This is a genomic window from Gottfriedia solisilvae, assembly GCF_002128405.1.
In the GTDB taxonomy this organism is placed as follows: domain Bacteria; phylum Bacillota; class Bacilli; order Bacillales; family Bacillaceae_G; genus Gottfriedia; species Gottfriedia solisilvae.
This window is the reverse complement of the sequence record NZ_NETJ01000010.1, coordinates 15,276-27,658: the sequence shown is the minus strand read 5'-3', so window position 1 is coordinate 27,658 and position 12,383 is coordinate 15,276. Positions and strand designations below refer to the sequence as shown.

The 12,383-nt window shown below is 33.6% G+C and carries 8 protein-coding genes; 2 read left to right on the top strand and 6 right to left on the bottom strand.

Going from position 1 to position 12,383, the window contains the following annotated elements:
- The first annotated feature begins 114 nt into the window (after positions 1-114).
- Positions 115-696, top strand: a complete 582-nt coding sequence (locus tag CAB05_RS20730; protein WP_088003919.1) for a LysE family transporter — start codon at positions 115-117, stop codon at positions 694-696.
- A 54-nt stretch (positions 697-750) separates the two neighbouring features.
- On the opposite strand, the gene CAB05_RS20725 is transcribed toward CAB05_RS20730, so the two are convergent.
- The 6 genes from CAB05_RS20725 to CAB05_RS20700 all read right to left on the bottom strand — a co-directional run bounded on the left by CAB05_RS20725 (position 751) and on the right by CAB05_RS20700 (position 10,470).
- Positions 751-1,512: a metallophosphoesterase gene (locus CAB05_RS20725; RefSeq protein WP_088003917.1), complete on the bottom strand. Its 762-nt coding sequence runs from the start codon at positions 1,510-1,512 to the stop codon at positions 751-753.
- Between the two features lie 264 nt (positions 1,513-1,776).
- Entirely contained in the window at positions 1,777-5,304 is a 3,528-nt protein-coding gene (locus CAB05_RS20720) for a S8 family serine peptidase (protein ID WP_088003915.1), read from the bottom strand.
- A 496-nt stretch (positions 5,305-5,800) separates the two neighbouring features.
- A complete protein-coding gene (locus CAB05_RS20715) occupies positions 5,801-6,919 on the bottom strand; it encodes a GerAB/ArcD/ProY family transporter (RefSeq protein ID WP_088003913.1) in 1,119 nt (372 codons plus the stop codon).
- A 116-nt stretch (positions 6,920-7,035) separates the two neighbouring features.
- The gene (locus tag CAB05_RS20710) at positions 7,036-8,088 is read right to left on the bottom strand and encodes a Ger(x)C family spore germination protein (protein ID WP_088003911.1); all 1,053 of its coding nucleotides are present in this window, start codon (positions 8,086-8,088) and stop codon (positions 7,036-7,038) included.
- Complete coding sequence (locus CAB05_RS20705; RefSeq protein ID WP_158093324.1) at positions 8,078-9,157, bottom strand: GerAB/ArcD/ProY family transporter; 1,080 nt, start codon at positions 9,155-9,157, stop codon at positions 8,078-8,080. Before CAB05_RS20705 ends, CAB05_RS20710 begins: the two co-directional genes overlap by 11 nt.
- Positions 9,154-10,470, bottom strand: coding sequence for a spore germination protein (locus CAB05_RS20700; RefSeq protein ID WP_088003907.1), 1,317 nt, complete (start codon positions 10,468-10,470; stop codon positions 9,154-9,156). Before CAB05_RS20700 ends, CAB05_RS20705 begins: the two co-directional genes overlap by 4 nt.
- A 480-nt stretch (positions 10,471-10,950) precedes the next feature.
- On the opposite strand from CAB05_RS20700, the gene CAB05_RS20695 reads away from it, so the two are divergent.
- Positions 10,951-12,381 carry a spore germination protein gene (locus CAB05_RS20695; protein ID WP_088003905.1) on the top strand — a complete coding sequence of 477 codons (1,431 nt, stop codon included), beginning with the start codon at positions 10,951-10,953 and terminating at the stop codon, positions 12,379-12,381.
- The last annotated feature ends 2 nt before the right edge of the window (positions 12,382-12,383 follow it).

The window sequence follows — 12,383 nt, the reverse complement described above, 5'->3', positions numbered from 1 at the left end:
TGAAAAACTCCTAACTTTTTGTTGTGCGTTATAACGTCCATGTTGTATACTTTAAAATACAATACGTTATATAGACCATTTTGAACATTATAACATAATAAGGGAGAGAACTTTATGCCAGTGCTTTCATTTTTACTTTTTGTTTTTGTCGCTTCATTTACCCCTGGGCCGAATAATATTATGGCTATGATCTTTGCGAATCAGAATGGCTTCAAAAGTTCCATTAGATTTTGCTTTGGTGTTGGAGTTGGATTCTTTATCATTATGTTAATGTGTAGCTATTTTAATTTGGTGCTACATTCTTTTATCCCAAAAATCGAACTATTCCTGACCATTTTTGGCTTTGTTTATATGTTGTATTTAGCTTATAAGATTTTGAAAAGCAGCGCTAATCAATCGAACAGTGAAAATAGTAAGAACAATACTTTTTTTACAGGGATCTTATTGCAATTTATTAACCCAAAAGGACTGATTTATGGCTTAACAGCAGTCTCATCATTTATTATTCCATATTACAAAACGAACTTCAGTTTAATTCTTGCCTCGTTTTTTCTAGCATTTGTCGGTTTCACTAGCACTGTTTGCTGGAGTGCTTTTGGGTCGGTCTTTCAAAAATTTTTATCAACATATAGGAAACAGTTCAATATTGTTATGGCATTATTGTTAGTTTATACTGCTGTTTCGATTATTCATTGATTATCATTTTGCAAAAAAAAGCAGGTATTTTGAATACCTGCCTTTTTCTTTCATTTATAAGCTTTTTATGACTATATAATGTGTCTCAGGCTTTGCACCTAACCTTAGTGGGATACCAGTTGTACCATATCCATTGCTAACGATTTGTGTGATGCCATTTTGCATGTGTACTTTGCCTTTTTCATATGGACCAAAACCTAAAATACGAATCTGCCCACCATGTGTGTGCCCACTTAGCACTAAAGATATCTTATGCTCATCCTGTATCAGTTCCATTACTCTTGGATTATGACTAACTAATAACTTAAATCCTGTTTCCTTTTTACCATGAAGCGCGCGATTGATATCAATATGTCCAGTATTCAGATCATCTACTCCAATTAATGTCCACTCAGTAAGTTGATGCATCATAAGCGTTGCTTCATTTTTTAGAATACGTACGTCAAATTTCTCGAAAATAGCCATTAATCCATTCAGTCCATTTTCTTGATCATTATTTCCCCATACAAAGTAAAGTGGTCCAAGACTTTTTAATGTTTCGATATTGCTTTCAACCCTATGGAAAGGTACGCCCTTTTCAAGTAAATCCCCACCTATAATCACTAAGTCAACTTTATTCTTCATTTTTTTTATTAGAGTTGGATGAATGAATCTCCTATGTATGTCTGAAATAAAGAAAATTCTTAACGGTTTATCAAGCATTGTAGTTGAAAATGAAAATTCATGCTTCCTAATGATATTTAAATGCGCTTCTTTATACATGTAGAATAAAAGAATCATGCAGAATGATGATAGTACTAGTATTAAGTAAATCATCCATTGACCTCCTAAAAAGTTTAATGACTACAATTACTGTGAAAACAGGCAAATTAAAAAAGACTCTTTTGTAAAGAGTCAGACTATAAAAGGGAATTTTTAACGTACAAATATAGATATTAAACATCTGTACCTCTTTGGTTTCTTGATGTCTCGTTTCGTTTTTGATAATTTGAATTTTGTTTATTTTACCATATTTATTATGAATACCGACAAAGAAAAATGCATCCTACTTATCGTAAGATGCATTTTAAAAACAAGATCCTATTTCACTACAGTTACCGTTGTGGACTTCGTTGTTACTTTAAATCCTTGCTTATTTTCAACTTCGGCTGATACTGTGTAAGTACCTTCTGGAACATCTTCTTCTGGAGTCCATTTCACATGGATTTCAGTTTCATTTTCAACATTTAGTGAATCAATCAACTTTCCGCTCTCGTCTTTAATTAAAACCTTCCAATTTACACGATTGCTCGCAAATCCATTAATACCCGCTGGGGTGCTAGAGCTTACATTTTCATTTGGATAAACACTGAAATAACTAACTAGCATTTCATCATTAATATAAGATGGATCACCCCAAACTGTATAACCATGATTTAAGGCATAGTCAGCACCCAATACTACCACACTCTTAGGCTCTTCATTTACAATAGTACTTGTTTGTCCTTGTTGTAGTGGCTTATACTTCCCGTTATACCAAACGATAGCGCCATTATATCCACTGCCATTTTCATTATCTGTAGCTTTGAAGGATATTTCATATTTGCCATCTTTAGGCTGTACTTGAATATCTGATACAACAGGAGCGATGGAATCCACGTTCACAGGAATTTTCACAATTTGTGGTTTTGCATCCTTATAATCAAGTGTCGTTTTTATCACATAGTTGTATATTCCATCTTTAACGACTTGACCATTTTTATCTGTAACATCCCATAAGTAACCACCAATCATATAATCACGGAATGCCATAATATTTTTTCGGAATTTCCATGGTTTTCCTGTGTACTCGCTAAAATTTCCAAGGTATTGAATCTTCTCACCGTTAAAATCCTCTACATACATTTCTGTTTCCTTTAAATTACGGAGTGCTGTAAATGTTGGGAATACACCTGGTAAAGCAGCATTAGGAGAAATAACGATTCGATTCAAATCAAACTTTCCTGTCCTTGGATCATAACCAAGTGGGAATGTTCCTTCAGAACCAGGCTCATCATTCCAAAGTACTGTATATCCTAAGAATGCATCTTTATCCCAAGCAACAGGATCAATGTTTTGTGGTTGATCCCATTCTCCATAGTACCCCATATAAGGTACTGTCAATGGTACTGCAGAATCACTATTTTTCCCAGTAGGTACTAAACGTACAAAGCCTTCTACGAATGTTCCTTTATTTAAATTACTAGGCAGTTTAATTTGTACATCTAGGTTTTTTTCTTGTCCTGGTTTAATTTTTAATGTTTTACCATTTGAAATCGTGACTGTTTCTCCATTTACACTTGCAGAAGCTCCAACTAATCTTTCGCTTTTTAATGTTAAATATTCTTTAGAATCGATTGTTCCATCATTGTCTAGGTCAAATTCTTTTGTCTCTTTGCCATCTGTTAGTACGTCAACATAGACTGAGTATTCTAGATCTTTGACATCAATGTTATTTAACGCTTCTACGTTTAATTTGAAGTGGGCAGTACCTTCATTGATTTCTTTTAATGCAACTGCACCCGCTTGCTCTAGTGACGCATTTTTATTTGACACAATTACAGGTGTTTTGATAGCATTTTTAATTTGCATTAAGCCTGATCCCTGCAAACGTGGTGAATATGGTACTTCATTATTCGTACGCGGATCTTGTACAACTTTTGCAGTATTCATTAAGGCAATTTTCGCTTTTAAAGCAGTTGATTTTGAGTGAGTTAAACCTTTATCATATAATGCTTCCAATAATAATGCTGAACCACCTGCCACATGAGGTGTTGCCATTGATGTTCCACTCATAATCTCATATTCATTCCCAGGTACCGTTGAATATATATTTCCACCTGGTGCAGATAACTCTGGTTTAAAATCTAAAGTATGTGGTGTTCCATAGGATGAAAAATCTGATATTGTATTTTTATCTGGATTTTCAACCAATGTCCCTTTCGACAATTGCATCTTAACAGCATGTCCACTTGTTAGTTTAGAAATTAGAGCATTCCCAATCTCTTTACTTGTAGTTACGGCCGGTGTTAAAATCGGGCTAAAATAGACAAATGGATAATCAACTTCATCATTAGGTGGAACTAATACGACAGCCTTTGCACCTTTCTTTTTTGCTTCCGATTGAATATAGGAATAAGTTCCATATCTTTGATTTGGCTTTGCAACTACAATTTTCCCTGTCACATCTTTGCCCGTAAAGTCTGCAGTTCGTCCCTCTCCTACAAAAACCATTCCATACTGCTCAGATGGAGTTAATACTTTAGAAAGCTTAAAGTTATATTGAGTTTGATCTTGATAAGGTAGCTGCACACCATTTTCATCAACTAATGTACTCATATGTATTTTCGTATTTTCATAGGAAGCTACTGATAGCGCAAATGGGCTTACTCCAGGTTCTCCGACTGTACCGATGTCTGGATTTTCCGCATATGGTTGTAATGAAGATTGGATTAAATTATTTTTTGTACTGTAAGAAGAGTTTCCACCAGCTACAACAACAAGTGTTCCCTGTTCTGTTGCTTTTCTGATTGATTTTTGGATTGGATCATTTTCCTCACCAACAAAACCTGCATCTGAACCTAAACTCATATTAATGACATCTGCTCCCATCGTTACTGCGTGCTCAATTCCAGCAATAATATCATCTTCATATGCCCCTCCACCATTATCGGAGAATACTTTTTCGGCTAATAACTGTACTCCAGGCGCAATCCCTTTTACACCGTCGGACGTTTCATCACCATTTGCACCAACAGTACCTGCAACATGCATACCATGAGGACTTCCATTTTGACCACGTGGAATTACATCTGTATCCCCGTCAGCCCAATCATATCCAGTTGGAACCTTGTCGCTATACCATGTCTCATTAACTTCGGTATCAGCTAATTTGTCTTGAATTCCTTTTTCAGTCCACTTTTCTTTCGCCTTCCCTTTTTCTGTTAACGTCATATCTTTATGTGTGTAATCTAATCCTGAATCAACGATCGCCACAAGCATTCCTTCACCCTCGTAGCCGTACTCTTCCCAAACTTTTTGTGCTTGTACCAATTCCTTACTTGCTCCCATTGAAGGTTGGAATGTTCTTGCAATATGAACATTCGTAACACCTGTTGTAGATTGAATATCTTTTACATTCTGAAACTCAGTTTCAAGACTAAATCCATTGAATCCCTCATAGAAACGCTGCTTTATTTTATGCTTAGAATTCTTAGAACCATTTGAAATCTCAGAGATTACTTGATCCTGCTTTTCCTTATATTTCACCTTTTTACTTTTTTCAGTTTTCTCTAATACTTCTGGCTGCTCTACTTCTACAATGACACGCACCTTTTCATTTGGCTTATAAGGTGCCGTTTGTCCTTTTTCTTTCAACTCTGAATAACGTAATGTATCTACCAATGCATCAGCACTTTGATTTTGCTCATCAATAAAAATCTTCTGACCTTGTTTTACTATTTCTTCAATACTTGGAGCTTGGTCTTGATTAACTTCCTTTTCTTCTGCAAAAATAGTTGTCGTTAATAGCATTGTTACTAAAGTGGTAGTTGCAATTACCCTATAAGGAAAACGTTTACTTTTTTTCATTTCTTCTCTCCTCATCCGTTTCTATTAAGACATATCATTCTATTAATCTATTAAGATTAAATAGAAAAACCATCAATACTTAAAAATGTCTCAGACTTTCACATTTTTAATTACAGAATTTAATGAAATTATAATCGTCTTCTAACCATAATCATATTGGGTTATTCTAAAGGACTATTATCATATGAGTTGAGATAGAAATCTTTATAAATGAAGATTTTTCATAAGAAAACTACTGTAATTTAGTAGAAAAGAACTGAAATATTAAAATTAAAATTGGGTTATTTATGGCAAAGTGACATGTAAATACTGTTTATTAGAATGTATATCACAATTTCAGTTTGTAAAATAAGTGGATTTTCCTATTCATGGTTATGATTTGGAAGGGAGATTATTATTTGATGGTTAACGATAAAAAACACAAAAAAGAAAGAGGCTTGAATAAAAAATTCATTTACACATAGCCTCTTTTTAGTATTTTAATGATAAGAATAGTTTATTTTTTTGCTTGGATTTGATCTTCATTTAAACGCCTTTGTATCAGTGAAATTACTAATAAACAAATTGGTATAATAATTTGAAGTGGTATATGTAGATAGTAAGGTAAAATTTCAAACCTTTCTATGTCATTTTCAACAATATTCGGTGAAAGCCAAAGTGAGCTTAGTAGAATGATTACACCAATTGGGTATATTAATTGTTCACTTTTTTTTATATTAAATATGTCTGCAGATCCTGAAACAGCACAATAGAAAAAAACGGTTATTTTTGCGAAACCTCCACAAACCATAAAGATTACAATAAATGAATCTAATCTTTGTACAAAATTAACTATATTGATATAACTGATAGAAGTTAGAAGAGGAAAAAGGGTTCTTTCTAATACAGGAACTCCTAATATCGCTATATTTTTTATTGTGAAAATCAGTAAGATTAAACCGGAAAATATTAAAGCAGGCAGGCCCACTTTTAATGCTTTTTCTTTTTTATTTAATAATGGCATCAACATAATAAATGTAATAACTTCACCAAATGGTAAGGTTAGTCCTTGTGGAATAGCTGCCTTAATAATCGGTGTCCATCCATTTTCTAAAACCGGTCTTAAATTATCTAAATGATACACTTTAGAAATAAATTCCAAAGTTATTATTAATACAAAAATCAATATGATTAATACAAAAATAACTTCATTTGTACGAACGATTGTTTCAATCCCCTTGAAAAGCCCATACATGATTAAAAACAACATTAAAATTCCAATCAAAATTAAGGATGATGAATTAAATAAAGTCATGACCAATAGTTCTTCGAATTTCCGTAAAATGAGTGAAGCCATGTAGATAAAATAGATAATATATGTGAGTACTACAATTTTCCCTGCATACTCACCTAATATAATTTGAACATACTGGGTAAATGGAATATCTGGATATGTTTCAAATATTTTAGTATACACGTAATATAATAAACATCCTAAAATCAGAGAAAGTAATAAACCAATCCATGCATCTTGTTTAGCTCTCGGTGCAAGAGAAACAAGAGAGGCAGTACCAACCTCAAACAAAAACATCGTACAAAAAAACTGATAACCACTTATTACTATCTTCCTATTCATTTTATTTACCTTCTTTTAGGAGAGTTATAACATAACGTTTCAGATATTATTACCTAACATTACCAGTATTATGAAAACAAGGGTATCTTTAAGAATGAAAGGATGAAAAGTGTCCATTACTCCATATTGGCATGAACTTTAAAATTCACTTTTAGATTGGGATAATATACATTCCGCCAATCTTTTAATTCATTGTAGGAAAGCATATGTTGAAATTGTTGGCCAAATCCAAATATATCTGCATTCCTTTCCTGTGTTTTCTTAAGTATATTGTAAAATCTCTTTTCAATAAGCATTTCAAGTTCTCTTCTAATTCTATTATCTGTAATTCCCTCCTCTCTTTCTAAAATATACATTTTTAATTTGAGGTCGCTAGACAAAACCGGTTTATTATTCTTCATTGAAGTTTTATTTTGAATTGAACTGTTGGTTACCATAATACTGGCAAATCCTAAACTTTCTATTTTTCCTTTTTCATTTTTGTTTTGGAACACGTTGATCAGTTGAGTTTCATGCGGGCTGATTCTTTCAATAATATTTCCTTTCTTCAAAATATCAGAACCCTCAAAGACCAATACTGTATCTTTTCCCGAACGAACAACTGGAATAGCTATATCTTTAGTAAATAAAAATGCACTTCGATAGACTTCCCAAATAGGGATACTAAACATCTCCGGTGCCCAACCTCCACCTTTATTAAAAAAATCATATATCGAAGTAGCTTGAACACCTAATTTATCGTTTATGTTTGCCAATACCTTCTCTATACTCTCGTCTGTAATAGCTACTAACGCTCTTGACGGAATTTCTTTTGAAACCATTAAGAACTTTATCAGTTCCTTAAATTCCTTTTCACTATGTGCTAAGTTACTTTGTATAACGATCAATCTTATTTGTGTGTAATCAACGGCATCTTCAGAGTTCGTACGAATTTGTCCAAGTATACTTGCAACGGTATTGCCTTTTCCTGTTACGACTTTTGATATTTGATTCTCATTTTCTAGTATAGGAATTTGTAATGTTAATTTATATTCTTCTTCAGCTTCCTTAGAAATCCCCATAACCAAAGGAAGGGAGCGCTTATTTATATCTTTTATATCCCAGCATCCACAAAGAAAGATAGTTGACATGATTATAATCAATAAAGTAAATGTTTTATTATTTTTCATAACCGAACACGCCTCTTTTCGCTAAGAAACCATATATAAATATAGTAAATGGAATAACTAACATAAAAAAAGCTTGAACACCTATACTCCACAGAAAGTATTTTTCAATCAAAGATTTGTTTGGTATAAGTATTGATAAAATGACTGCGATCATCGAAATCGCTATCAGCCAATAAGATAATTCCTCTTTTTGACGTTTAATCATTTTCTGTATGATTTGTCCAATCATCCAAAGCAACACGGCATTAGTCAATATCACTAAACCCACTAAAGAAACCCCAAAGAATATCGCTTGTCGGTTGAATGAAAACCAACTTATGTCTATTGAATCCATTGCCTCCAAAAAAGGATTGGTTAACGTAACAACCGCTTCTTGTCCAAATATAAATAATGGTATATACGCTACAGTTAAAAAGAATAGTGTAACGCTAACCCATGGAACAATAAGATGCCTAAACTTCAATTTTGTGTTAAGAGAAATAAATCCTAAAAATAAGAACGACGAAAAGCCTATAAGGTAGAGAAATTTAATATTAAACAAAAACTTGTGAGGTAAACTCCAGCTTGGCGTAACATTATGCACATCAAAATTGACAACAGAAGTAAAAATGTTAAGTACTACTAAGAGAATAACAATCAAGAAAATAATGACTGAGGATCGTAAAATTGTGCCTAAACCTTTTACCGCTGTATATATCGAAATAACAAATAACAAGATCATAATTGACCAATAAGGGGTCCGAGGCAAAAATATAGAAATAATGACTTCCGTGTGCAGTCGAATATTTAGTGCAAATAACGTAACTAGATTGATGATCAATGGGGTCAAAAATATAAAAGAAAACCATCTCCCCATTTTCAAATAAATATCAATGACATCTTTTTCAGGGAAAAAGCTTAATCCTTTAAAATAGATCCAAATTAATAGCAATTGCAGAAAAGCCTGACATAATACTACTTCCCAATGAGCCGTTTTCGCTAAAGTATAGACTAGATTAGGGTAGAGCAAATACCCAAAACTTAGATTTATAATAATGAAAATTACGCCAATTTGAATCCGGTTTGTCACTTTACGTCTCCTTTTTGTCCAATCTGAAACGTGATATAAGGAATATCGTTTGAAGTTAAACTTGCCAAATAGATTACGGTGAAAATGAAACCAATACATACACCTAAAATTCCAAAAATGGATGCCAATATTAAAATAGGGTATTTTAGCAAACGTATGTACAAGGAGTTTTGCATTCCAATAACAGCCGAACTTGCAATTACAACAGCAGTAATCACAATAACCAACAAATTACTGACTAATTTTGCTTCAACCATCGCCTGTCCTAATATGACTCCGCCTACCATAGTAATAGCCGGTCCAACACTCTTAGGGAGTCTCACTATCGCTTCAAGTATTAAATCAACTAAAACAACCATTGCTATGGTTTCAAGAAAAGCCGATAAAGGTATACCTTCCCTACTTTTTGCGACAAATAAGGCAAGATCTGTTTTAAATACTTCGGGGTTTACTGACACCAAAGCAACATATAAAGCTGGGAGTATTAACGTCGCAAAAGCTCCTATTACTCTAAAAATTCTAAGTAAAAATGAAAGTATAAAGGGGAAATTACGATCGTTTACACTACTTAACATATCCCCAAGTAAATGAGGGAAAACAAGTGCGAAGGGACAATTATCTAAAAAAAATACGATTCTGTTCTTTTTTAAGGAGTGGATGGCTTGAATTGGAAGTTCAGTTGCGAATAGGTGACTGACAGGACTCAATCTGCGTTGACCAAATTGTTTATTAAGATCATCGATTGTTTCAATATCACTTTTAATTTGTTTTAATTGATGATCAACTTTTTCTATAAGGGCATTTGGCGTTCTTCCTTTAATATAAAGCATCGATAGTTTTCGCTTTTCTAACTCCCCAACCTGATAGGAACAATGGCACAGATTTTCACTGCCCAGTCTTTTTCTAATCATTCCAAGGTTTGTATTAATATCTTCTCCAAAGGCATCCAAAGAAGAGTAAATTGGACTCTCATTTTTAGGCTCTGCAATACTACTGCGCAGATTTTGAACGATAGGGTCAACAACGGCATTCTCTTCGCCATTATGTGAAAAAACCACTAAATTGCCTTCTAGCACAGCTTTAATTACTTGTTCTGCCTCAACATTAATCTGACCACTAAGGTTTGTGAATAGTTCTTTTACTGAATTAGTCGAAGCAGCCATTTGATGAACATATAATTTTGATTTAGTTAAATCTACAAGTGTTTTATATCCAATAAGATAGATTGCTGAACTATCTACTAGCTCTTCTTCTATAAAAAAATCATCGTGATTGGAAAACTTGGATTCTATTTCCTTTACTATATTCCTCATTCATTTACCCCTTACGAAATATAAATCTAAAGGAAATTATTTACAACACGCTCCAATTTTATGCAAATGGTTAATCTGACGGGGTATAAATAAAACTCACTATTATGAAGTTATTTCAAACAGTTAGACAAATAGTTTTATGTAACTAAGAGGATGGACTCTGTATTAGATGAAAAGTTTGAACAGTATAAAAAAGAGGCTATGGTAAACAAAGTGTTTACTTGATAGCCTCTTTTTTTATTTTAGTAGTAAGCCTACATTCGTCACTACTCGATTATAAAACAGTTTTTGTTTTATAATTTCCCACTACATAATCTATATTGACCTCCCTTTCCATTTACTCTTTTACGTAAGGACCTTAACAATTTTGTGGATTATTTAAGTAAATATCAGCAGTAAATTCGGTAACTTTAAGACAGAATACAAAATAAGATTGAGGGTAAAATAGGATAAACTTTCCTGTTTTGGAGGAACTATTTAATGAAAGCTGACCTATTACTTGAAAAAAACGAGAAATCACTTAGAGAATTGTTATTCAATAGTTCAGACTTCAAGTTTAGTGATTTCGAAGCCGGTGAACGGCGTTATCGACTATTTTATTTGGAAACAATGATTGAGTCCGCTAAAGTACAAGACCATATTATCCGCCCATTGCTGACGAATTTGAATGGAAGCGTACGGGAAGCAGTCTCAATACTGGATTACAGCGAAACTGATCTTCTTTTAGATGCTTCTAAAGCATTAGTGGAAGGAAAAACGGTAGTTCAAATAAATGGTGAAGCGACGCTCTATTTACTAGGAACAGAGTTAGTTAAAGAACGTTCAATCAATATTCCTATGAATGAACGTGTGTTACGCGGATCCCACGAAGCATTGAATGAAAACATCAATACGAACCTTAATATGATGCGTAAGTTGATTGAGACACCAGATCTTGTCATAAAATTTTATCAAGTTGGACGTAGGTCTAATACTAAGGTTGCCATACTCTATTTAAATTCTCTCGTCAATGAAGTTGTATTAGCTGAGTTTGAACGTAGAGTTGCGAACATTGATATCGATTACATTGAAGCACCGAATTTTCTCCAAGAATTAATCGAAAAGAAGAATTTCACGTTGTTCCCAAAAGTACTCGTAACCGAAAGACCGGACCGTATAAATTCTTACCTAATGGATGGGAAAATCGCAATACTGACTGATGGTTCACCTGATTGCCTAATCCTCCCTGTTTCGTTTTGGGCTTTTTTCCAAAGTCCTGATGATTACCAAATCGGCTGGCTAATAGGTAGTGCAATTAGATTCCTTCGAATTCTTGCTTTTATTCTTGCTTTTAGTTTACCGGGAATATACGTTGCTCTTGTTACTTTTGATCCACGTATTGTTCCCTTTGAAATCGCGCTGACGCTACAAAGCTCAATGCAATTTATCGCATTACCACCTGTTCTCGAAGCAGTATTAATGCTTTTAATACTTGAAATTTTGCGAGAGGCAACTGTGCGGCTTCCAAGTCCTATTGCACAAACAATCGGAGTCGTTGGCGGTATTGTGATTGGTACCGTTGTCGTTCAGGCCAATTTAATTTCTAATATGATGGTAATTGTTGTGGCACTTACAGGTATTGCATCATTTAATATTCCTTCTTATGAAATGAGTAGTGTAGCCCGTTTGTTAACATACCCGTTCATCATCATGGCCTCAATTTTCGGGTTAATTGGACTAGAAATTTCATTTCTTTTGTTGCTGACACATTTATCACGACTAGACACCATGGGTATTCCATATTTTTATTCTTGGTTCTCTATAGATGCGATTAAGGATACTCTTTTCAGATTTCCAATTAGAAGTTTAAAAAAACGCCCATTTGAAAGCATGGCAAAGGAAGCTACTAGAATAAAAGATCCAAGGGGGTAGAC

Bases quoted from the DNA above. Each gene is read 5' to 3' on its own strand.
- CAB05_RS20730 (WP_088003919.1), top strand. From the start codon at position 115: ATGCCAGTGCTTTCATTTTTACTTTTTGTTTTTGTCGCTTCATTTACC.
- CAB05_RS20725 (WP_088003917.1), bottom strand. From the start codon at position 1,512: ATGATTTACTTAATACTAGTACTATCATCATTCTGCATGATTCTTTTA.
- CAB05_RS20720 (WP_088003915.1), bottom strand. From the start codon at position 5,304: ATGAAAAAAAGTAAACGTTTTCCTTATAGGGTAATTGCAACTACCACT.
- CAB05_RS20715 (WP_088003913.1), bottom strand. From the start codon at position 6,919: ATGAATAGGAAGATAGTAATAAGTGGTTATCAGTTTTTTTGTACGATG.
- CAB05_RS20710 (WP_088003911.1), bottom strand. From the start codon at position 8,088: ATGAAAAATAATAAAACATTTACTTTATTGATTATAATCATGTCAACT.
- CAB05_RS20700 (WP_088003907.1), bottom strand. From the start codon at position 10,470: ATGAGGAATATAGTAAAGGAAATAGAATCCAAGTTTTCCAATCACGAT.
- CAB05_RS20695 (WP_088003905.1), top strand. From the start codon at position 10,951: ATGAAAGCTGACCTATTACTTGAAAAAAACGAGAAATCACTTAGAGAA.